At 70.1% G+C, this 22,674-nt stretch carries 18 protein-coding genes; 9 read left to right on the top strand and 9 right to left on the bottom strand.

Features of this window, described 5'->3' with window-relative positions:
* The first annotated feature begins 245 nt into the window (after positions 1-245).
* The 3 genes from arfA (at position 246) to Sri02f_RS13795 (ending at position 3,171) form a co-directional block, all read left to right on the top strand.
* Positions 246-1,760, top strand: coding sequence for an arabinosylfuranosidase ArfA (arfA, locus tag Sri02f_RS13805; protein ID WP_109001452.1), 1,515 nt, complete (start codon positions 246-248; stop codon positions 1,758-1,760).
* A gap of 89 nt (positions 1,761-1,849) precedes the next feature.
* On the top strand, positions 1,850-2,311 hold the full coding sequence (locus Sri02f_RS13800) for an RrF2 family transcriptional regulator (protein ID WP_109001451.1): 462 nt from the start codon (positions 1,850-1,852) through the stop codon (positions 2,309-2,311).
* Between the two features lie 209 nt (positions 2,312-2,520).
* Positions 2,521-3,171 (top strand): DUF4360 domain-containing protein, encoded by a 651-nt coding sequence (locus Sri02f_RS13795; protein ID WP_109001450.1) that lies wholly within the window; start codon positions 2,521-2,523, stop codon positions 3,169-3,171.
* A 72-nt stretch (positions 3,172-3,243) separates the two neighbouring features.
* Here the strand turns inward: Sri02f_RS13795 and Sri02f_RS13790 are convergent, their stop codons facing one another.
* The 9 genes from Sri02f_RS13790 to Sri02f_RS13750 all read right to left on the bottom strand — a co-directional run bounded on the left by Sri02f_RS13790 (position 3,244) and on the right by Sri02f_RS13750 (position 14,763).
* Entirely contained in the window at positions 3,244-4,011 is a 768-nt protein-coding gene (locus Sri02f_RS13790) for an intradiol ring-cleavage dioxygenase (protein ID WP_109001539.1), read from the bottom strand.
* Positions 4,012-4,241: 230 nt separating this feature from the next.
* The gene (locus tag Sri02f_RS13785) at positions 4,242-6,065 is read right to left on the bottom strand and encodes a pyridoxal phosphate-dependent aminotransferase (RefSeq protein ID WP_109001449.1); all 1,824 of its coding nucleotides are present in this window, start codon (positions 6,063-6,065) and stop codon (positions 4,242-4,244) included.
* A 177-nt stretch (positions 6,066-6,242) separates the two neighbouring features.
* Positions 6,243-7,382 (bottom strand): aldose epimerase family protein, encoded by a 1,140-nt coding sequence (locus Sri02f_RS13780; protein ID WP_445009687.1) that lies wholly within the window; start codon positions 7,380-7,382, stop codon positions 6,243-6,245.
* Positions 7,383-7,435: 53 nt separating this feature from the next.
* Positions 7,436-8,683: a multiple monosaccharide ABC transporter permease gene (gene mmsB, locus Sri02f_RS13775; protein ID WP_109001447.1), complete on the bottom strand. Its 1,248-nt coding sequence runs from the start codon at positions 8,681-8,683 to the stop codon at positions 7,436-7,438.
* Positions 8,680-10,230, bottom strand: a complete 1,551-nt coding sequence (mmsA, locus tag Sri02f_RS13770; protein ID WP_109001446.1) for a multiple monosaccharide ABC transporter ATP-binding protein — start codon at positions 10,228-10,230, stop codon at positions 8,680-8,682. The genes mmsB and mmsA overlap by 4 nt, the downstream gene beginning before the upstream one ends.
* Positions 10,231-10,262: 32 nt before the next feature.
* Entirely contained in the window at positions 10,263-11,369 is a 1,107-nt protein-coding gene (chvE, locus tag Sri02f_RS13765; RefSeq protein ID WP_109001538.1) for a multiple monosaccharide ABC transporter substrate-binding protein, read from the bottom strand.
* A 142-nt stretch (positions 11,370-11,511) separates the two neighbouring features.
* Positions 11,512-12,483 (bottom strand): hypothetical protein, encoded by a 972-nt coding sequence (locus Sri02f_RS13760; protein ID WP_109001445.1) that lies wholly within the window; start codon positions 12,481-12,483, stop codon positions 11,512-11,514.
* 121 nt (positions 12,484-12,604) lie between these two features.
* Positions 12,605-13,609: a zinc-dependent alcohol dehydrogenase gene (locus Sri02f_RS13755; RefSeq protein WP_109001444.1), complete on the bottom strand. Its 1,005-nt coding sequence runs from the start codon at positions 13,607-13,609 to the stop codon at positions 12,605-12,607.
* Positions 13,606-14,763, bottom strand: coding sequence for a mandelate racemase/muconate lactonizing enzyme family protein (locus Sri02f_RS13750; RefSeq protein WP_109001443.1), 1,158 nt, complete (start codon positions 14,761-14,763; stop codon positions 13,606-13,608). The genes Sri02f_RS13755 and Sri02f_RS13750 overlap by 4 nt, the downstream gene beginning before the upstream one ends.
* Positions 14,764-15,018: 255 nt before the next feature.
* Here Sri02f_RS13750 and Sri02f_RS44335 point away from each other — a divergent pair, with 255 nt between their 5' ends.
* The 6 genes from Sri02f_RS44335 (at position 15,019) to yjfF (ending at position 22,664) form a co-directional block, all read left to right on the top strand.
* On the top strand, positions 15,019-15,990 hold the full coding sequence (locus tag Sri02f_RS44335; RefSeq protein ID WP_445009686.1) for an SCO2400 family protein: 972 nt from the start codon (positions 15,019-15,021) through the stop codon (positions 15,988-15,990).
* Between the two features lie 696 nt (positions 15,991-16,686).
* Positions 16,687-17,733, top strand: coding sequence for a LacI family DNA-binding transcriptional regulator (locus tag Sri02f_RS13735; RefSeq protein WP_109001440.1), 1,047 nt, complete (start codon positions 16,687-16,689; stop codon positions 17,731-17,733).
* A 135-nt stretch (positions 17,734-17,868) separates the two neighbouring features.
* Positions 17,869-18,876, top strand: coding sequence for an ABC transporter substrate-binding protein (locus tag Sri02f_RS13730; protein ID WP_109001439.1), 1,008 nt, complete (start codon positions 17,869-17,871; stop codon positions 18,874-18,876).
* Positions 18,877-18,973: 97 nt separating this feature from the next.
* Positions 18,974-20,512 carry a sugar ABC transporter ATP-binding protein gene (locus Sri02f_RS13725; RefSeq protein ID WP_109001438.1) on the top strand — a complete coding sequence of 513 codons (1,539 nt, stop codon included), beginning with the start codon at positions 18,974-18,976 and terminating at the stop codon, positions 20,510-20,512.
* Complete coding sequence (locus Sri02f_RS13720) at positions 20,509-21,630, top strand: ABC transporter permease (protein ID WP_109001437.1); 1,122 nt, start codon at positions 20,509-20,511, stop codon at positions 21,628-21,630. Before Sri02f_RS13725 ends, Sri02f_RS13720 begins: the two co-directional genes overlap by 4 nt.
* Complete coding sequence (gene yjfF / locus Sri02f_RS13715) at positions 21,630-22,664, top strand: galactofuranose ABC transporter, permease protein YjfF (RefSeq protein ID WP_109001436.1); 1,035 nt, start codon at positions 21,630-21,632, stop codon at positions 22,662-22,664. The genes Sri02f_RS13720 and yjfF overlap by 1 nt, the downstream gene beginning before the upstream one ends.
* Positions 22,665-22,674: the final 10 nt, after the last annotated feature.

Below are 22,674 nucleotides of genomic sequence, written 5' to 3'. Positions count from 1 at the left end.
GCTGTCAGAGATCACGTCGAAACCATTGACGGGCGGGCGGGGCGGATTTTACGGTCCCGTTCGAAGACACGAGCATGATCCGATATACCGAACCTCCCTCACTGGACCGGCAGGAGCACGGAGAAGGACAGGAGCACGGAGACGGCGCGCGGGCCCGTGCGGCCGGACGCCGCAGTCCACGCGTCGCGCCCGCGGAGGAACCCGCAGAGGAACCCGCAGCGGCAACCGAGACCTGAGAGGCCAAGATGAGCACCGCCCGTTTCACCCTCGACCCCGCCTTCGTCACCGGCGAGGTGAACCCCCGTCTCTTCGGCTCCTTCGTCGAACACCTCGGCCGCTGCGTCTACACGGGCGTCTTCGAGCCCGGCCACCCCGCGGCCGACGCCGAGGGTCTTCGCACGGACGTCCTGGACCTCGTGCGGGAACTCGGCGTCACGGCCGTCCGCTACCCGGGCGGCAACTTCGTCTCCGGCTACCGGTGGGAGGACTCGGTCGGCCCCGTGGCGGACCGCCCCCGCCGCCTCGACCTGGCCTGGCACTCCACGGAGACCAACCGCTTCGGCCTCTCCGAGTTCATCGGCTTCCTGAGGAAGATCGGCCCGCACGCCGAGCCCATGATGGCCGTCAACCTCGGCACGCGCGGAGTCGCCGAGGCCCTGGCGCTCCAGGAGTACGCCAACCACGCCGAGGGCACCGCCCTCTCCGACCTCCGCGTGAGCCACGGCGACAAGGACCCCTTCGGCATCAAGCTGTGGTGCCTGGGCAACGAGATGGACGGTCCCTGGCAGACCGGCCACAAGACGGCCGAGGAGTACGGCCGTCTCGCCGCCGAGACCGCCCGGGCCATGCGCCAGCTCGACCCCGGCGTGGAGCTCGTCGCCTGCGGCTCCTCCAGCCAGTCCATGCCGACGTTCGCCGAGTGGGAGGCGACGGTCCTCCAGGAGACGTACGACCTCGTCGACCACATCTCGCTGCACGCCTACTACTGGCCCGAGGACGGTGACGTCGACTCCTTCCTCGCCTCCGCCGTCGACATGGAGTCGTTCATCGAGAACGTGGTGGCGACCGCCGACCACGTGGGCGCGCGGCTGAAGTCGAAGAAGCGGATCAACCTCTCCTTCGACGAGTGGAACGTCTGGTACCTGCCCGAGTGGGAGGAGCACGCCAAGGGCATCGACCGGAGCGACTGGCCGCAGGCCCCGCGTCTGCTGGAGGACTGCTACAGCGTCACCGACGCCGTCGTCTTCGGCTCCCTGCTGATCGCGCTGCTGCGGCACGCCGACCGGGTCGCGGTCGCCTGTCTCGCCCAGCTCGTCAACGTCATCGCGCCGATCATGACCGAGCCCGGCGGTCCGGCCTGGCGGCAGACGACGTTCTTCCCCTTCGCCCAGGCCGCCCGGTACGGCCGCGGCCAGGTCCTCGACGTCCGGGTGGAGTCGCCGACGTACCGGACGCGCAAGTACGGCGAGACGGACCTGCTGCACGCGACCGCGGTCCGTGCCGAGGACGGGTCGGTCACCGTCTTCGCCGTCAACCGCGGCCGCACCGACGCGCTCCCCCTCCAGGTCCGGCTGGACAGCCTCGGCCTGACGTCGGTCGTGGAGCACAGCGTGCTCGCGGACGCCGACCCCGACGCCCGCAACACCCTTGCCGACCCCGAGCGGGTCGCCCCACACCCGGCCGAGGGCACGACGCTGACGGACGGCAGGCTGACGGCGACGCTGGAGCCGCTGTCCTGGAACGTGATCAGGCTGGCCTAGGACCGGGAGAGGTCCTGGCCCGTGGCAGGGCCGGTCCGGCCGTCGTCCGTGGGGCGGGGCCGCCCGGCCGCCGACCCCACAATGGGTCCATGAGGATCTCGGCGAGGGCGGACTACGCGGTGCGGGCGGTGCTGGAACTCGCCGTGCGGCAGGGCGGCGGCGACCCCGTGAAGGCGGAGTCGATCGCCACCGTGCAGGACATCCCGCACAAGTTCCTGGAGGGGATCCTGGGCGATCTGCGGCGCGGCGGGATCGTGGACAGCAGGCGCGGCGGCGGGGGCGGTTACCGGCTGGCCCGCGACGCCGCGGCGATCACGGTCGCGGACGTGATCAGGGCGGTGGACGGCCCGATCGTGTCGGTGCGCGGCGAACGTCCGACGGGACTGACGTACACGGGGTCGGCGCAGCCCCTGCTGCCGCTGTGGATCGCGCTGCGGGCCAACGTGCGCCGGATCCTGGAGGGCGTCACGATCGCGGACATCGCGGCGGACGCGCTGCCGGCCCCGGTGCGGGAGCTGTCGGAGGAGCCCGCGGCCTGGGAGAACCCCTGACGGCGGGCGGGGAGCGCCGGCGGGCACGGGTCCACAGGGTGTGAACGGGCCGGGGTGAATGGCCGGAGTTCCACCTGGGCGCGCCCCAGCGGTCTCCCTACGATGCGATCGCCCCGGTCCTTCACAGCGGCTTCATTGATCCTTCACATGATTGCTGTGCGGAACCGGCCGCATCCACCCCCCACCGATCCGAACGAAGGGGAGACACCATGGCTCATGGGCTGCTCCTGGGCGGCGCGGTCGCCGCTCTCGTCACCGCCGCGATGCCCGCGCACAACCCGTCCTCGGGGTTCGTCGACCCGCCCCCGGACAAGATCGTCATCAATGTGGCCACGGTGAACGGCTCGGGCTGTCGCCCGGGTTCGGCGGCCGTCGCCGTCTCCGAGGACAACACCGCCTTCACCGTGACCTACAGCGAGTACCTCGCGCAGGTCGGCGGCAACTCCGACCCGACCGCGTTCCGCAAGAACTGCCAGCTGAGCCTGGTCGTCCACGTCCCCTCGGGCTTCACCTACGCCATCGCAAGCGCGGACTACCGGGGCTTCGCCTCGCTGCAGTCCGGGTCCAACGGCGTGCAGCGGGCCTCGTACTACTTCCAGGGCTCGTCGCAGACGGTGTTCAAGACCCACACCTTCAACGGCGCGAAGAACGACAACTGGCAGGCGACGGACACCACCGACTGGGCCAACCTCGTGTACGCGCCCTGCGGAGTCCAGCGCAACTTCAACATCAACACCGAGCTGCGGGTCAACGCGGGCTCGTCGTCGGCGTCCAAGGTCAGCTTCATGACGATGGACTCGACGGACGGCGACATCAACACCGTCTACCACATGGCCTGGAAGGCGTGCCCGGGCAAGTGAGCCGGCCCCGGCCCTGAGCCGCCCGGCCCCTCCGGCGCACCGGAGGGGCCGGGCGCGAGCGCGTGCGGAGGATCAGCGCTCGACGCCGAGTGTCAGCGTCCCCGTGTACCCGGACGAGGCCGAGCCGCCCAGGGCCGTCAGGGTCAGGAGGCCGGACGAGGCGCCCGCGTCGTCGTAGATCGAGTCCTGGGCGAGGGTGGTGCGGGTGACCCTGTTGGCCGAGTACGGGGAGACCTTCGCGACGGCGGCGGTGATCGTCTCGCTGAAGAAGAGCTGGCCGGTGTGGAGTTCCTGCCCGCCGGTGAAGTGACCGTCGGCGGTGACGGTGACGCCGGTGTGCACCTTGACGTGGATGTGGACGCAGCGGCCCCGGTACCAGCCCGGGTAGATCGTGGTGATCGTCGCGACGCCGCGGGAGTCGGTGAGGACGGCGCCGCGCAGGAAGGTGCCGTCGTCCGTCTCGCTGTGGCCGTTGGCGCCGACGAAGCCGGAGTACTCGCCGAGGGTGTCGGCGTGCCAGATCTCGACCAGCGCGTTGCTGATGGGGACGCAGGTGTCGTCGTCGACGACCGTGAGGGCCAGCTTCAGCGGGACGCCCGCCTTGCCCTCGGTGACGTCGGCGCGGACGTACTGTCCGTCGAGGTGATAGGGGCCTTCGGTCATCTCCTTGGTGAGGGTGCAGACGGCCGTGGCGGCGACGGGGGCGGTGTCGGTCACGGCGTCGGCGGGGGCCTCGGGCGTGGCGGCGGCGCCCACGGCCAGGGCGGCCGCGGTCGCGCCCGTGGCGAGGAGTACGGTTCGGCGCGCTACGGAGGTGCGCGCATCTGAGGTGTCTGTCATGAACACGGCACCCTAGGAAGGGTTCCTGTCCGCACCCTGTCAGTCAGGCAAAGCGCCGTCCCGTCAAGGCCCTTGCCGGACAGGCAGCCGGGCGTCGGCGTCCTGGACCGGAGCAGCGGACGGCCGGTGGCCCGCCGCCCCTGCGGGCCGCACCGCCCGCCCTCGGCGGCGCTGGACCGCAGGACCTCGTGCCGGCCCCCGCGTCCGCGGGGTGATCCGAACGGCAGACCCTAACCCGCCTGGCCCATCCCCGCCGCGTTCGGCCAGCTCTGGGCGTTGGGCCAGCCGGTGGCCGGCGCCGGGGAGAGGCCGTTGGTGCCCCGGACCTGGGCGGCGGTGAGGCCGCCGCGGGCCGGGACCCCGGGCGGGGTCGGGCCCATCGGCGGCGTCATCGCAGGGGCCATGGGGGGAGCCATCGGGGGAGCCATCGGGGGAGCCATGGCGGGCGACATCGCGGGCGACATCGGCGGCGCCATGGCCGGCGCCATGGCCGCCGGGGACATGGCAGCCGGGGCCATCGCCGGCGGTGCCATCGCGGCGGGGGCCATCGCGGCGGGGGCCATCGCCGCCGCCGGCGCCATCGGCGGGGCCGGGGCGGGCGCAGGCGCGGGCGCAGGGGCGGGCGTGGGGAGCGGGATGGGAGCGGGCGGCGGGGGCGGGCCGGGAGCCGGGGCAGGCACGGACTGGGGGAAGACCTGTGCCGCGGCCGGCATCGGCATCCCGGCGCCGTCGGACGGCGCGGGCTGCGGCATCGCGGGCGCGGGCATCGCCGCGGCGACGGCGGCCGGGGCGGCGGCGACCAGCCCGGGCGCTCCGGCGCCCATGGCCTGAGCGGCCAGACCCGGCATGCCCGCCCCGTTGGTGACCAGCCGGTCCACCGCCGCCGTGCCCGAGCTGTAGCTGGTCCCTGCGCCCAGCTCGGGTACGGGGGCTCCCCTCCTGGTCCCGTAGAGCACCTGTTCCATGCCGGACACCAGGCGACGCACGTCGACCTGGGGGCGCACCACGAGTCTCAGGAAGCGGCTCGACGAACCGATCTTGTTGCCGCACTCGCGGACCAGGATGCGGTGCTCGGCGAGCAGCCGGTCGCGGACCACGGTACCCTCGGCGCCCACCGGAAGGCGCACGAAGAGGAAGTTCCCCTGGGAGGGGTAGACGGTCAGGCCCGGCAGCGCGGAGAGCTGGCTCGCCATGTCGAGACGGTCCCGGCGCACCTGCAGCAGGCTCTGCGCGTACTCGGGGCCGTGCTCCTTCAGCATGAACACCACGTACTCGGCGAAGGCGTTGAGGTTCCACTTCGGCAGCATCGAGCGGACCCGCCCGGCCAGCGACGGGTTGGCGACCATGTAGCCGAAACGGACGCCGTGCAGACCGAAGTTCTTGCCGAGGCTGCGCAGCACGATGACGTTCGGCCGGATCATCGCCTCCTGCACGACGCTGGGTTCCTGCTCGGCGTCCGCGAACTCCAGGAACGACTCGTCGATGACGATCAGGTCCAGGTCGGCCATCGCGTCCATGAACTGCACGAGCGCGCGCTTGGGCAGGAATCCGCCGTCGGGGTTGTTCGGGTTGCAGATGACGGCGGCCCTGGTGCCCCGGGTCCGGATGAACTCGGCGTACTGCGCGAGGTCCAGGGCGAAGCCGCTGGACTCCTGGAGCGGGAACATGTCGACCCGCTTGCCGGTCTCCATGGGCTGGTCGGTCCAGCGGCCGAAGGTGGGGACGGGCACGGCGAGGGACTCACGGACCAGCAGATGGTCGATCCACGTGATCAGCTCGGTCGAGCCGTTGCCCATCGCCACGGCCTGCGGCGGGAGTTGGAGCAGGTTGCACAGTTCGGCCGTGATCGTGTCGGCGCTGCTCGGGTAGTACGTGATGATGTCCCGCAGCCGGGCGGCCATGGTGTCCATCATGGCCGGGGTGGGGAAGTACGGGTTGCACGGGATGCAGAAGTCCACCGGGCCGACTCCCTCGCCGCCCTCGCGTGTCAGCGCCGCCATCGACGGGCTGTGCGCCGCGCTGTTGCGGAACAACGAGGAGACGTTGTCGGCCATGGAACCTCCGTATGGGGCGGACCCGGCGGGGACGACCGGGCCCGTCGTCATTGGGTGGCCCGCGCGGGGGAGCACGGGCCGCTCTTACATACGCAGGTGTCGGCGGCGCCGTTCAACCGCTGAGGAATCGGTAAGAAATTGTGGTTTAGCTGTGAAGGATCCGGCGGGAGCGGCGGATCAGACGCCGAACGAGTGGACCGTCGTCGTCCGGTAGACCTCGCCCGGTCGCAGCACGGTGCTCGGGAACTCCGGCCGGTTGGGGGAGTCCGGGTAGTGCTGGGTCTCCAGGCAGAGCGCGTCGCCCTGGCGGTAGGTGCGCCCGCCGGGCCCGACCAGGCTGCCGTCGAGGAAGTTGCCCGAGTAGAACTGCAGCCCCGGCTCGGTGGTCGCGATCGTCAGCGTGCGGCCGGAGGCGGGGTCCCGCAGGACGGCGGCGGGCTCGGGCCGGGCGGTGAGGCCCTTGTCGAGGACGTAGTTGTGGTCGACGCCCTTGCTGTGCAGCGACTGCTCGTGGGCGACCCGCAGGTCCCGGCCGACCGGCTTGGCCGTGCGGAAGTCGAAGGGGGTGCCGGCGACGTCGGCCGGCCCGCCGGTGGGGATGAGCCCCGCGTCCACGGGCAGGTAGCGGGAGGCGGCGATCTCCAGCTCGTGGTCGTGCACCGATCCGCTGCCCTCGCCGGCGAGGTTCCAGTAGACGTGGCTGGTCAGGTTGACGACGGTGGCCCGGTCGGTGGTGGCCTGGTAGTCGATGCGCCAGTCGCCGCCGTCGGTGAGGGTGTACGTCACCTGCGCCTGGAGCGTGCCCGGGTAGCCCATGTCGCCGTCGGGGCTGGTCAGCCGCAGGAGCAGGCCGACGTCCGGACCCTCGGTGAAGGGCTCGATCCGCCAGATGCGCCGGTCGAAGCCCTCGTCGCCGCCGTGCAGACTGTGCGCTCCGTCGTTGCGGGGCAGCTGGTGGCTCTCGTCGTCCAGAGTGAAGCGGCCTTCGGCGATGCGGTTGCCGAACCGGCCGATCAGCGCCCCGAAGTAGGGGCTGCCGGCGACGTAGTCCTCGACGGAGCCGAACCCGAGGGAGACGTTCGCGTACCGGCCGTGCCGGTCGGGGATCTCCAGGGACTGCACGATCCCGCCGTAGTCGAGGACCTTCAGCCGGGTCCCGCCGTTCTCCAGCGACCAGCTGGAGACCTCGGCGCCGTCGGCCAGCCTGCCGAAGAACGTCTTCACCGCTTTCCCGCCTTCCACTACCGCCTCGCTCGCCTCGCTCGTCCTGCTCGTCCTGCTCGTCCTGCTCGTCCCGCCTGTTCCTCGGGGACGGATCCCGGCCCTGAGAACAGAGCGGGCCCCGCCGGAAGGCGGGGCCCGCTACCGGTTCAGGAACCGGACTTGCGCTTGTTCCACACGTCGAACCCGACCGCGATCAGCAGGGCGAGACCCTTGATGACCTGCTGCCAGTCGGTGCCGACGCTCAGCAGGTTCATGCCGTTGTTCAGCACGCCGAGGACGAGACCGCCGATGATCGCGCCGAGCACGGTGCCGACGCCGCCGCTCATCGACGCGCCGCCGATGAACGACGAGGCGATCGCCTCGAGTTCGAAGCTGAGGCCGGCCTTCGGCGAGGCCGCGTTCAGCCGGGCGGCGACCACCAGACCCGCGAGGGCCGCGAGCACGCCCATGTTCAGGAAGACGAGGAAGGTGACCTTCTTGTCCTTGACGCCGGACAGCTTCGCCGCCGGCAGGTTGCCGCCGATGGCGTAGATGTGACGGCCGAAGACGGCGTTGCGCATGATGTAGCCGTAGCCCACGACCAGCACGCCGAGGATGATCAGGATGATCGGCGCGCCCTTGTAGCTGGCGAGCAGCATCGTGACCGTGAGGACCGCGGCGGCGATGGCGACGAGCTTGAGCAGGAAGAGGTTGAGCGGCACCACGTCCAGCGAGAACTCCTGCTGGCGCTTGCGGTCGCGGACCTCCTGGAGGACCACGAAGGCCAGCAGGGCGAAGCCCAGCAGCAGCGTGATGTTGTGATAGTTGGTGTTCGGTCCCACCGCGGGCAGGAAGCCGTTGCCCATCTTCTGCAGGCCGTCGGGGAACGGGCCGAGGGTCTGGCCCGCCAGGAGGATCTCCGTCAGACCGCGGAAGAGCAGCATGCCCGCGAGGGTGACGATGAAGGAGGGTATGCCGAGATAGGCGATCAGGAAGCCCTGCACCGCACCGGCCACCGCGCCGACGGCCAGACACAGCACGAGCGCGACGGGCCACGCCACGTCGTGCTGCACCGTGAGGACGGCGGCGAAGGCGCCCACGAACGCCGTCACCGAACCGACCGACAGGTCGATGTGCCCCGCGATGATCACCAGCATCATGCCGATCGCGAGGATCAGGATGTAGCTGTTCTGCAGGACCAGGTTGGAGACGTTGCGGGGGAGCAGCAGGTCGCCGCCGGTCCACACCTGGAACAGGATGACGAGCAGGCCGAGCGCGATCAGCATGCCGTACTGGCGCATGTTGCGCCGCAGCCCGTCGAGGATCAGCTGCAGCAGCCCGCCGCCGGTGGCTGAGCCTCCGCTCTTGCCGGGCGGCGCCGCCGCCGGGCTCTTGTCGGTCACGTCCGTGCTCATCGCGATACCTCTTTGTCCTTCGTCATCTGACGCATCAGCACTTCCTGCGTGGCCTCGGCCCGCGGGAACTCGCCCGTGAGCCGTCCGGCGGCCATCGTGTAGATGCGGTCGCACATGCCGAGCAGTTCGGGCAGCTCGGAGGAGATGAAGACGACCGCCTTGCCCTGGGCGGCCAACTGGTCGATGACCGTGTAGATCTCGAACTTGGCGCCGACGTCGATGCCGCGCGTGGGCTCGTCCAGGATCAGCACCTCGGGACCCGCGAAGATCCACTTGCTGAGGACGACCTTCTGCTGGTTGCCGCCGGACAGCTTGCCCACCGGCTCGAAGACGGTCGGGGCCTTGATGTTCATCGACTTGCGGTAGCCCTCGGAGACCTGCCGCTCCTCGTGCTCGTCGACCACACCGCGCTTGGCGACCTTGTTCAGGGCCGTCAGCGAGATGTTGCGGTTGATCGTGTCGATGAGGTTGAGGCCGTAGTGCTTGCGGTCCTCGGTGACGTACGCGATCCCGTGCTCGATGGCCTCGGCGACCGTCCTGGTGCGGATCTCCTTGCCGTCCTTGAGGACCGTGCCGCCCGCGTACCTGCCGTAGCTGCGCCCGAAGACGCTCATGGCCAGCTCGGTGCGGCCCGCGCCCATGAGGCCCGCGATGCCGACGATCTCCCCGCGGCGCACCTGGATCGACACGTCGTCGACCACCTTGCGCTGCTGGTCGATCGGGTGGTGCACGGTCCAGTCGCGGATCTCCAGGGCCGGAGCCGCGTCCTTCTCCGGCTCGTGCGGCGTGCGCTCGGGGAAGCGGTGGTCGAGGTCGCGGCCGACCATGCCGCTGATGATCCGGTCCTCGGTCGTCTCCGCCGACTTCACGTCGAGCGTCTCGATGGAGTGCCCGTCGCGGATGATCGTCACCGAGTCCGCGACCTTGCGGATCTCGTTGAGCTTGTGGGAGATGATGATCGAGGTGATGCCCTGCTTCTTCAACTCCAGGATGAGATCCAGGAGTTTGCTGCTGTCCTCGTCGTTCAGGGCCGCCGTCGGCTCATCCAGGATGAGCAGCTTCACCTTCTTCGACAGCGCCTTGGCGATCTCCACGAGCTGCTGCTTGCCCACGCCGATGTCGGCGACGCGGGTCTCCGGGTGGTCGTCGAGACCGACCCGGCGCAGCAGTTCCGTGGCGTGGCGCAGGGTCTCGCGCCAGTCGATGAACCCGCTCTTGGCGTGTTCGTTGCCGAGGAAGATGTTCTCCGCCAGCGAGAGGTACGGCGACAGCGCCAGCTCCTGGTGGATGATGACGATGCCGTGCTGCTCGCTCGCCCTGATGTCCTTGAACCGGACGACCTCTCCCTCGAAGAGGATGTCGCCCTCGTAACTGCCGTGGGGATGAACGCCGGAGAGCACCTTCATCAAGGTGGACTTCCCGGCGCCGTTCTCACCGCAGATGGCATGGACCTCGCCCTGACGGACAGTCAGCGTGACGTCCGACAGCGCTTTGACACCGGGAAAGGTCTTGACGATCGAGCGCATTTCCAGGACGGGTCCCGCCATGGTCGTGCCTTCCAATCCGTAAGGTTCGACGCTTACTTGAGCTGGTCCGCCGTGTAGTAGCCGCCCTGCACGAGCTCCTTCTCGTAGTTCGTCTTGTCGACGCTCACCGGCTGGAGCAGGTAGGCGGGGACGACCTTGGTGCCGTTGTCGTACGACTTGGTGTCGTTGATCTCGGGCTTCTTGCCGTTCAGGGTGGCGTCGACCATGTCGGTGGCGACCTTGGCGAGCTTGCGCAGGTCCTTGTAGACGGTCATCGACTGCTGACCGGCGATGATCGACTTCACGGAGGCCAGCTCGGCGTCCTGGCCGCTGATGACCGGCAGGGGCTTGGCGGCGGTGCCGTAGCCGTCGGACTTCAGCGCGGCGATGATGCCGATGGAGATGCCGTCGTAGGGCGATAGCACGGCGTCGACCTTGCCGCTCTTGTACGACGAGGTGAGGATGTCCTCCATGCGCTTCTGGGCGGTGGCGCCGTCCCAGCGCAGGGTGGTGACCTGGTTCATCTTGGTCTGGCCGGACTTGACCACGAGCTTCTTGCTGTCGATGTACGGCTGGAGCACGCTCATCGCACCGTTGAAGAAGTACTTGGTGTTGTTGTCGTCGTTGGAGCCGGCGAACAGCTCGATGTTGAACGGGCCCTTGCCGGACGCCAGGCCCAGCTTGTCGACGATGTAGCCGGCCTGGAGCTTGCCGACCTTCTCGTTGTCGAAGGACGCGTAGTAGTCGACGTTCTTCGTGCCGAGGATCAGGCGGTCGTAGGAGATGACCGGGATCTTGGCGTCGGCGGCCTGCTGGAGCACGCTGTTCAGCGACTTGTTGTCGATGGCCGCGATGATCAGCGCCTTGACGCCCTGGGTGATCAGGTTCTCGATCTGCGAGACCTGCTGCTCGGGGTCGTCCTCGCCGAAGACCAGCTTGGTCTTGTAGCCCTTGGCCTTCAGGTCCTTCTCGACGTTGGCGCCGTCGGTGATCCAGCGCTCGGAGGACTTGGTCGGCATCGCGATGCCGATGGTCCCGCCCTTGGCGTCACCCTTGTCCTCCTTGCTGCCACCCTCGCCGGACTGCCCGCAGGCGGTCAGGGTCAGGGCGAGGGACGCGGCTCCGGCTATGGCGGCGAGGGCGGCTCTGCGGTTACGCATGATCATCATCCTTGATGTGTGTGCAGTGATCGGTCTCGCGCTGGGAAGGACGCTTCCGGAGTGAGCGCCGGAAAGACCGAGAAGCGATGTGTGGGATTCTGCGCGCCTGTGTCGGCTTCTGTGAAGCGAGGTTTCCGGAACGTTATGACGGCATGTCGAACCTGTTCAGTTCGCCGGGCAGTCGCGAGCCGAGCGGGGCCATGTCGCCGTCGGCTCCGTGGCGCGCGAGCAGGTCGAGGGCGAGCCGTCCGCGGCGTACCCGCTCACGTGCGGTGGAGAGCGCCAGATCGCGCATGTGGTGGCCGTACGGGTAGATCCCCGGGGCCTTGGACAGGCCGAACTTCAGGTAGAGCGGCGCGCCGCGCCGGATCAGCTCGGCGACCTCGTACATGCGGATGTAGCCGCCGAGGTCGTCGGGGGCCTCGATGTACATGTCCATGGGAGCGCCCGACGCCCGCCGGATCTCCGTGAGGTGATCGAGCGTCAGATCGCTGGGCACGTTGACCGAGTCCGCGCCGAGACGCTCGTAGACCGCGTACGCCGCCGGGTTGACCGGACCGATGAGCGCCGACACCTTCAGCGTCGTGTCGGACGGGATGATGCCCGCCGCACGGGCGCGGTGCAGCGTCCACAGGACCCCCTCGTCGGCGACGAGCAGGCACTTGACGCCCAACTCCGTTGCCCGCACCGCGTCTTCGACGCAACCGGCGACGGCGTCGTGGCCGCGGGCGCGCAGTCCGCCGCCCTTGGAGTCGGTACGGGTCGAGCCGCCGATGTCCCAGGTGCCGCGCGGGCCGGTGAACAGGCAGAGCTCGATGTCGCGTTCACCGGTGGCCTCGACCATCTCGGTGATCTCGGCGTCGGTCAGCATCCACACGCCGCTGCCCTGGCTGATCCGGTGGATCGGCACGTCGAGGCGCGAGGCTTCCTTCAGGATGACCGCCAGCGCTTCGGGACCCTCGCACGAAGGGACCTCGGTGCGCCAGCGGCCGCCGCCCGGGAATGCGTGGGGAGAGGCGTCGTCGGGGTCGAGGGCGGGTGCGCCCAGGCCGAGGGTGGTGAGCGCCTGCTCACCGGGTCGGCGGGCTGCCGGGGTGGAAGCGTCGGTGGTCACATGCCGTCCTTCGTGTTCGATATGTCGGTCAAAGTTCGCGGCTCAGGTCGTACGGGATCTGGTTGTACGCCGGCACGGGGACCGTCAGGTCTCCCCGTGCCGGCGTACGGCTCGGCAGGGCCTACGGCCTGAGCAGCACCTTGCCCACCTTCGGGTCGCCGGACCCCACGAGCTCGATGGCCTCGGAGAACTCGGTCAGCGGAAGCTCGTGCGTGACCAGCGGCAGCGGATCCAGCAGGCCCGCCCCGAAGACCCGGACCGTGTGCGACCAGGCGTCCGGCGGCGCGCCGAAGACGGTGTGCACCTCCAGCTGACGTACGACCAGGTCCGTCGGGTCGAGCCCGTCGGCGCCCGCCGCCGGGATTCCCGTCAGCACCAGCCGTCCGCCGCGCCGCAGCAGCGAGGCCGCGGTACGCGCGGCGGACACCGATCCGGCGGTCTCCACGACGACGTCGAAGTCGTCCGGCAGCTCCTCGTCCCGGGTGCGGAAGTCGGAGGCGCCGAACCGCCTGGAGAGGCCCTCCCGGTCCCGGCGCGTGCCCACGACCAGCAGCTCGGCCGGCGAGCCCGCCTTCAGGAACTGCACGGCGAACATGCCCAGCGTCCCGGTGCCGACGACGGCCACCTTCTCGCCCGGCAGGGCGTGCGCCTTGATGGCGGCGGCCGCGATGCAGGCGGCCGGCTCCAGCAGGGCGGCGGCGGTGAGGTCGGCGTCGTCCGGGAGGGCGTGCAGCAGCCGGGCCGGGAGGGTGAGGGTGGCGGCCATGGCCCCCGGCTGGGTGAAGCCCGTCTCCTCGTACCCGTCCGTGCACAGCGTCGTCTCGCCCGCGTGGCAGCGGTCGCAGACCTGGCAGTTGCGGAAGCCCTCGCCCACCACCTTGCGGCCGACGAGCGACGCGGGGACCCCGGCGCCGACCGCCTCGACCGTCCCGGACCACTCGTGCCCGGGAGTCAGCGGGTATCGGACGTACCCCTCGGGCCGGTTGCCCTGGTACACCTCACGGTCGCTGCCGCAGATGCCGGTGGCGTGGACGCGCACCAGCGCTTCGCCGGCCTCCGGCCGGCGCGGCTCGTGGGGGACGAGCCGGTGCTCGCCCGGCCCGTCGACGACGACAGCGGTGCTCACTTGCTGCCCTTCGGCTTGCGCTGCTCCCAGCCCTCGGCCCACAGGTCGAAGCGGGCCTGCTGCTGCGGGAACTCGGCGGCGGCGTCCACGTCCAGCTCGACGCCGAGGCCGGGCTTGTCGGAGAGGTGGAAGTAGCCGTCGATCACCTCGGGCGCGCCCTTGACGACCTTCTTGATCTCCGCGTCCGCGAAGTCGTTGAAGTGTTCGAGGATCTTGAAGTTCGGGGCGGTGAAGCCGACCTGGAGCGAGGCGGCGGTCAGGACCGGGCCGCCGACGTTGTGCGGGGCCACCAGCATGTAGTGGGTCTCGGCGGTCGCGGCCAGCTTGCGCGTCTCCCAGATGCCGCCGATGTGGCCGACGTCCGGCTGGATGATGTCGACGGCCTGGCTCTCGAAGAGCTCGCGGAACTCGATGCGGTCGTGGATGCGCTCACCGGTGGCGACCGGGATGTCGACCTTGGCGGCGACCTTCTCCAGGGCCTTCAGGTTCTCCGGCGGGCACGGCTCCTCCAGCCACGCGGGCTTGAAGGGCGCGAGCTCGTTGGCCAGCCGCACGGCGGTGGCGGGGGAGAAGCGGCCGTGCATCTCCAGCATCAGCTCGGCGTCCGGACCGATGGCGTCGCGCACGGCCTCGATCAGCGAGACGGCGTAGAGGGACTGCTGGTGGTCGAGCTCGAAGTGCCCGGTGCCGAAGGGGTCGATCTTGAGCGCCTTGTAGCCGCGCTCCATGACGCCCTTGGCGGCCTTGTGGTAGGCCTCCGGGGTCCGCTCGGTGGTGTACCACCCGTTGGCGTAGGCCTTGACCTTGTCGGTGACCTTGCCGCCGAGGAGCTGCCAGACCGGCACGCCGAGAGCCTTGCCCTTGATGTCCCAGCAGGCCATCTCGACGACGGCGATGCCCGACATCACGATCTCGCCCGCGCGCCCGTAGTCGCCGTACTTCATCCGGCGGGCGAGGTCCTCGACAGCGAACGGGTCGGAGCCGAGAATGTGGTTGGCCTCTGCCTCCTTCAGGTACCCGATCAGCGCGTCGGTGTGGCCCAGCATGCGGGTCTCTCCGACACCCGTGATGCCCTCGTCGGTGTGCACCAGGACGTAGGTCAGGTTCCGCCACGGCGTCCCGACGACGTGCGTGCTGATTCCGGTGATGCGCACGGAAGTTACCCTTCGGCTGTTCGAGATTTCGTCACACGTTCGAAATGCTGACCAGACAGTAAAGACGGCGCGAGCGGAGTGTCAATGGGTCGAACAGGTAACGGTTTCGATAGTTTCGCCGACCGTTTCGACTTTTGGCACACCGCCGTGTGGGGCAGGTCACTCGATCTGACGCGCCGTATGGCCGGTTTCCCACACAACTTTCACAGCTGGACCCGGGAACGCGGCCGTCCGGGAACTTAGTCTCTCCGCGTCATGGACTACTGCCACCCGTGCCGACGGCACCTCAACGGCGCCCTCGCTTGCCCGGGGTGCGGCGCACCCGCTCAGCAGCTACGCGCGTATCCGCCGGCCACGTACGAGCCGGAGCCGCAGCTGAACGACCCGCAGCCGCAGCGGTACGAGCCGCAGTCGCAGGGGTACGACCCGGAGCCGTACGCGCCCGAATCGTACGCGCCCGGCCGTGGCGAGCCGGTGGTCGGGCGCGACGGACACGACGCCCACGACGAACCCGGTGACCTCGGCGAGCACGGACACCACGGCGAGCACGGCGAGCACGGCGAGCACGGCGAGCACGGCGAGCACGGCCACGAGGGTGACCACGGCGAGGGCGAAGCCGAGGGCGATGGGTCGCAGGGCCGGGCCGCGCGCCGGCGTGAGCAGGGGCGCGGCGGCCGGCGCGGGCCCGGCGGGGCCCCGGCCGCGGCGGACGCGAGCCGGCGCGACCGCAAGGCCTCCGTCCACCGTCGACGTCGTAAGCGCGTGGTGCTGATCGGCGTCGGCTTCGCCCTTGCCGCGGGCGGTCTCAGCCTGGCCGAACTCGGCGTGGACGCCCCGGGGTTCTCCTCGCCGGCCAACCCGGCGGCGGCCGGGGGCGAGTCGTCCGAGCTCGACGGTTCGACGCCGGAGCCGAGCGCGTCCGAGCAGCCGCTGGACGACAGGGCGGACGCCGGCGCGGGCAAGGCCTCGCCCTCCGCCGATCCCTCCGCGTCGCCCTCGGCGTCGGCATCGGCGTCCGCGACGGACGGGACGGCCTCGCCGAGCCCCGACAAGCAGGCCCAGTCGGGCAGCCTCCCCGGTTCCTCCGGGTCGACCTCCGGTGCGACGGCCCCGTCGGACCCGGGCGCCCCGGGCTCCACCCCGACGCCCCGGCCGTCGGCGTCGGGCGCGTCCCCGCAGCCCTCGCCGTCGCAGACGTGCACGCGCTTCCTGTGGTGGTGCTCCTAGAGCCGAGACCGTTCCTCCCGGCGGCCGCCGGTCCGTGTGGACGGTTCGTCCAAGGCTGTGTCCTCGGAATTCTCGTCGCCCTCGTGGTCCTCGTCGCCCTCGTGGCGGCCGGACTCCGTCCTGCGCGGGGCCCGATGCCCTGCTGAGCCGGGCGTCGGAGGTGTTTCCGGAGCCGGGGGCGTTCCCCGTGTCGGTTGCCGGGGGCGGGCGGTCGGGGGCGGGGCGCCGGTGTGCGCCGTCCGGCGGCCGCCGGTCCGTGTGGACGGTTCGTCCAGGACGGTGTGGCCGTCGTCCCGGTGGCCGGACTTCGCTCCGCCCCTGCCCGGATCCCGCGCCGCGGTGGACGCGCGCGCCGTCGCCGGGGTGTCGGCCGGCGTATGCGCCGCAGCCCCCTCTTGTGGCTCTGACCAGGAGTTACGGCCCAGAGCGCTACGACGCGTTATGGAACCGTGACGACGATTGGCTGCAGCCCTCTTGACCGCCGTGAATTGTTAGCGCTCACAATGACCTCCGCATTCACCAGTCAACGCCCAACGCCGGCAGGGGAGGAACGAGCGTCGTGCTCACATCGCCTCGACTCGCCTTCTGCGCCAGTGCCGTTGGACTCTCCGGGATTCCGGAGTGACGTCGGCGGCGCGGAACCGTCCGCCCGCAGCGCAGGCCGTGTCGACGAACGAGAGTCAAGGAGGGGCGCCCGTGGCACACACCCGGCTTCGGCCGCCCACCATGGCCGACGTGGCGCGCCAGGCCGGCGTGTCCCACCAGACCGTGTCCCGGGTGCTGGGCGACCACCCCAACGTGCGGGACGCGACACGGGCCCGAGTGCTGCGCGCGATCGAGGAGATGGGCTATCGCCGCAACTTCTCCGCGCGGGCACTGGCGACCCGGCGGACCCGGACGCTGGGCGTCGTCGCCTCCGACACCACCCTGTACGGGCCGGCCAGCACGCTGTTCGCGCTGGAGGAGGCGGCGCGGGCCGAGGGGTACCTCGTCTCGACGGTCAGTCTGCGCAAACTGACCATGGAGAGTCTCTCCGAGGCCCTGGATCACCTCAGCGAGGGCGGGGTGGAGGGCGTGGTCGCCATCGCTCCGCAGCGGTCGGCGGTGGACGCCCTCGCCGAACTGCGCCACCCGTTCCCCGTGGTGATCGTGGGCGGCGGGCCGGGCGTGGACATCGCCGGCGTCAGCGTGGACCAGCATCTGGGGGCGCGGCTGGCCACCGGCCATCTGCTGGCCGCCGGCCACCGCACGGTCTGGCATCTCGCCGGGCCCGAGGAATGGCAGGAGGCGGCCGACCGGGCCGCCGGCTGGCGGGACACCCTCGAATCCGCGGGCGTCGAGCCGCCCATGCTGCTGCGCGGCGACTGGAGTCCGCTGTCGGGCTACCGTGCGGGCCAGGAACTGGCCGGCTGGGTGGGCCGGGGGCTGACCGCGGTCTTCGTCGCCAACGACCAGATGGCGCTGGGGGTGTTGCGGGCGCTGCGTGAGGCGGGGGTGCGAACTCCCCAGGACGTGGCGGTGGTCGGCTTCGACGACATCCCCGAGGCCGAGTTCTTCGCTCCGCCGCTGACCACCGTCCGGCAGGACTTCTCGGCGGTGGGCAAGCAGGGGATCGCGCTCCTCCTGGACCTGATCGAGGGCCGGCCGCCCGCCACCGCCCCCCGGGTGGCGATCGAACCCCAACTCGTCGTCCGCGCCAGCACCTTCCCCTACGCCGCCCAGCCGGACGGCACACCCCTCTGACGAACCCGTCGGCCGATCTGCTCCGGCAGTGTGGTCGAAATCCCGAACAGTGATCGACAGGCTGGACGCAGTGCAGCCGGTCCCGTCAAGTACCAGCAGGTCCGTCCCAGGGCCGGCTCTTCAAAGGAGAAGAACATGCTCAGCAGAAGGAACTTCCTCACCGCGGCGGTCGGAGTGGCGGCGGCGGGCGGTCTGACGGCCTGTGCCAAGAAGGACGACAACTCCTCCGGCTCCTCCTCCTCGGGCGGCAGCAAGACGATCACACTGGGCTTCTCCCAGGTCGGTTCGGAGAGCGGCTGGCGCAGCGCCAACACCACCTCGGTGAAGGACGCGGCCAAGGAGGCGGGCTACAACCTCAAGTTCTCCGACGCCCAGCAGAAGCAGGAGAACCAGATCTCCGCGATCCGCAGCTACATCGCGCAGAAGGTGGACGTCATCGCCTTCTCGCCGGTCGTCGTCACCGGCTGGGACGCGGTCCTCAAGGAGGCCAAGGCCGCGAAGATCCCGGTCGTCCTCACCGACCGCTCGGTGGAGACCTCCGACGACTCCCTGTACGTCACGCTGGTCGGCTCCGACTTCACCGACGAGGGCCGCCGCGCGGGCAAGATCCTGGAGAAGGTGCTGGAGAAGGCCGGCCACAAGGGCCCGGTGAAGATCGCCCAGCTGGAGGGCACCACCGGCGCCGCCCCCGCGATCGAGCGCGCCAAGGGCTTCAAGGAGGTCATGGACGCCGACCACAAGGACGACTGGAAGATCGTCGTCAGCCAGACCGGTGACTTCACCCGCGCCGGCGGCAAGCAGGTCATGGCGGCCTTCCTGCAGTCCAACCCGGACATCAACGTCCTGTTCGCGCACAACGACGACATGGCCATCGGCGCCATCCAGTCCATCGAGGCGGCCGGCAAGAAGCCCGGCAAGGACATCCTGATCGTCTCGATCGACGGCGTGAAGGACGGCTTCGTGGCCATGTCCGAGGGCAAGATCAACGCCATCGTCGAGTGCAACCCGCTGCTCGGCCCGCAGCTGATGGACACCGTCAAGAAGGTCAAGGCCGGCGAGACGGTCGAGCGCTGGATCAAGACCAAGGAGGGCGACTTCATGCAGGACCAGGCCAAGGCCGCGCTCCCGAGCCGCAAGTACTGAACCGACGCAGCCACCGGCAGGGAGCCCGCGGCCGACCGAGCGCCATCGGTCCCGGGGCTCCCTGCGGGCCTGAACCAATCTCATGAGGAGCGCTGCCATGGCAGAGCCGCGGCCCGTCCTGGAAATGGCGGGCATAGTCAAGGAGTTTCCGGGGGTACGGGCTCTGTCGGACGTCGACTTCCGGCTCTTCCCCGGCGAGATCCACGCCCTGATGGGCGAGAACGGGGCGGGCAAGTCCACCCTCATCAAGGTGCTCACCGGCGTCTACTCCCTGGACGGCGGCACGATCACCCTGGACGGCCGGTCCGTGCGGATCGCCAGCCCGCTGCAGGCCCAGCAGGCCGGCATCAGCACGGTCTACCAGGAGGTCAACCTCTGCCCGAACCTGTCGGTGGCGGAGAACATCTTCATCGGACGTGAACCCACCCGCATGGGCCGCATCCAGTGGAAGCGGCTGCGCCGGGAGGCGGCGGAGCTGGTGGACCGGCTCGGGCTGGACATCGACGTCTCCGCGCCCCTGTCCTCGTACCCGCTGGCCGTCCAGCAACTGGTCGCCATCGTGCGGTCGTTGAACACCGGCGCCGGCGACGGCGAGGGGCCGGGCACCAAGGTGCTGATCCTCGACGAGCCGACCTCCAGCCTCGACCGGGACGAGGTCCTCCAACTCTTCGCCCTGATGCGGCGGTTGAAGGAAGAGGGCGTCGCGATCCTGTTCGTCTCGCACTTCCTCGACCAGATCTACGAGGTCTGCGACCGGATGACCGTGCTGCGCAACGGCACCCTGGTCGGCGAGCACATGGTCAGCGACCTCGACCAGGTCGGCCTCGTCCAGCTCATGCTCGGCAAGGCCATGGGCCAGCTCGACGAGCTCCACGAGCACCAGCTGCGCTCCGACGCGGGCGACACCCTCGTCCAGGCGGACGGCCTCGGCCGGACCGGCGGCATCGCGCCCTTCGACCTGGAGATCAGGAAGGGCGAGGTGATCGGGCTCGCCGGACTGCTCGGATCGGGCCGCACCGAACTCGCCCGGCTGCTCTTCGGCGCCGACCAGCCGGACACCGGCAAGGTGACGATCGGCGGCCGCCGGGTCTCCATGAGCGCCCCCAACGACGCCATCGGCGCGGGTGTCGCGTTCTGCTCCGAGAACCGCAAGAGCGAGGGCCTGGTGCCCGACCTGACGGTACGGGAGAACATCATCCTGGCCCTGCAGGCCTCGCGCGGCTGGACCCGGCCCATCCCCGTCGCCCAGCGCGACGAACTCGTCGCCAAGTACATCAAGGCGCTCGACATCCGCCCGGCCAACCCCGAGGCCAGGGTGGGTCAGCTCAGCGGCGGCAACCAGCAGAAGGTGCTGCTGGCCCGCTGGCTGATCACGCAGCCGAAGCTGCTGATCCTCGACGAGCCGACCCGCGGCATCGACATCGGCGCCAAGGCGGAGATCCAGAAGCTCGTCGTCTCGCTCTCCGAGGAGGGCATGTCCGTGCTGTACATCGCGGCCGAGCTGGAGGAGGTGCTCCGGCTCAGCCACACCATCGGAGTGCTGCGCGACCGCCGGCTGGTGGCGCAGATCGCCAACGGGCCCGAGATCACCACGAGCCGGATCCTGGAGACCATCGCGAGCGGAGAGCACCAGTGACCACGTCTTCGACCACCTCTTCCCGGTGGCGGGCGCTGACCCGCCACCACCTGTTCTGGCCGGTGGCGGTGCTCGTCCTGCTGCTGCTCGTCAACGTCCCCTTCACGCCCGACTTCTTCTCGGTCAGGATGGCGGACGGCCACCTCTACGGCAGCCTCGTCTCGATCGTGCTGTTCGGCTCGCCCCTGATCCTGGTGGCGGTCGGCATGACCCTGGTCATCGCCACCGGCGGCATCGACCTCTCCGTCGGCGCGGTGGTCGCCATCACCGGCGCGCTGGCCTGCTCGTACATCAGCGACCAGCACGACCAGGGCGCGCTGTCCGGTGTGCTGCTGGCGATGGGCCTCGGCCTGCTGGCCGCGGTCGTCTGCGGGCTGTGGAACGGCTTCCTGGTGGCCCGGATGGGCATTCAGCCGATCATCGCGACCCTGATCATCATGGTCGCCGGGCGCGGCGTCGCCCAGCTGATCACCGACGGCCAGATCATCACGATCAACAGCGAGCCCTACAAGCTGATCGGCGGCGGCTACTGGCTGACCCTGCCGTTCTCCATCTTCGTGGTGGCCGCCGTGGTGGCCGTCACCGTGGCGCTGACCCGGCGCACGGCGCTCGGCCTGCTGGTCGAGGCGGTCGGCGGCAACGCCGAGGCCAGCCGCCTGGTCGGCATCAGGTCCCGGCGCATCAAGATCATGGTCTATATGTTCTGCGCGCTGTGCGCGGGCATCGCCGGACTGATGATCAGCTCCAACACCTCGGCCGCCGACGGCAACAACGCCGGCCTGTGGATCGAACTCGACGCGATCCTCGCCGTGGTGATCGGCGGCACCTCGCTGCTGGGCGGCCGGTTCTCCATCGGCGGCACGGTGGTGGGCGCCCTCGTCATCCAGACCCTGACCACCACGATCTACACCATCGGCGTGCCGACCCAGACCAACCTGGTCTTCAAGGCCGCCGTCGTCATCGTCGTCTGCCTGCTGCAGTCCCCGAAGTTCCGCGCCAAGGTCTTCGGCGCGAAGTTCGCCGCCCGGTTCGCGGCGAAGGGCGGCGCCAAGCCGGCCGCGGCCACGGCCGACCCCGCCGCGGCGACCGAGGCCGCTCCCAAGATGGAGGTGTCGTGATGAGCGCGACCACCCAGAGCCCCACGGCCTCCGACAGCCGTACCCCGTCCTCGTCCCCGTCCCGGGCCGCACGGCTGCTCGGCGACCGGCGGCTGCCCGTCGCCGTGACGGCCCTGCTCTTCCTGCTGATGTACGGCGGGGGCCTGGCCCGGTACCAGTACTACGGGTTCGCCGAACCGCAGGTCTTCCTGAACCTGTTCATCGACAACGGCTATCTGCTGGTCGCCGCGGTCGGCGTCACCTTCGTCATCCTGTCCGGCGGCATCGACCTCTCCGTCGGCTCGATGATCGGCTTCACGACGATGTTCACGGCCTGGCTGGTGGAGCGCCAGGGGCTGCCCCTCCTCGTCGTGGTCCCCATGGCGCTGGCCGTGGGCGCGTTCGGCGGCTTCCTGATGGGCTATGTGATCCACAACTTCGAGATCCAGCCCTTCATCGTGACCCTCGCCGGCCTCTTCCTCTTCCGCGGTCTGTGCCTGGTCATCAGCAAGGAGTCGATCTCCATCAGCGACTCCACGGTGAGCAGCATGGCGCAGGCCCAGGCCTCGCTGGGGGTGGGGTTCCTGTCGATCGGCGCGATCGTCTCCCTCGTCGTCCTCGCCGTGGCGTTCTACGTCCTGCACTACACCCGCTTCGGCCGCCGGGTGTACGCGATCGGCGGCAACGAGCAGTCGGCCATGCTGATGGGTCTCCCGCAGGGCGGCACCAAGATCGCCGTGTACACGGTGAGCGGGTTCTGCTCGGCGCTGGCCGGTCTCCTCTTCACCCTCTACATCCAGTCCGGCGACCCGCTGCACGCGACCGGCATGGAGCTCGACGCGATCGCGGCGGTCGTCATCGGCGGCACGCTGCTGACGGGCGGCTCGGGGTATGTGCTGGGCACCCTGTTCGGCGTCCTGGTGCTGGGGCTGATCAAGAGCATCATCCAGTTCGAGGGCACGCTCAGCTCCTGGTGGACGAAGATCGCCACCGGGGTGCTGCTGTGCACGTTCATCCTGGTCCAGCGCTTCATGACGACCCGCAAGAAGGCCTGAGCCGCGCGCG

The sequence above is a fragment of the Streptomyces rishiriensis genome, assembly GCF_003112535.1.
Lineage (GTDB): Bacteria > Actinomycetota > Actinomycetes > Streptomycetales > Streptomycetaceae > Streptomyces > Streptomyces rishiriensis.
This window is presented reverse-complemented; position numbering and strand designations above follow the sequence as displayed.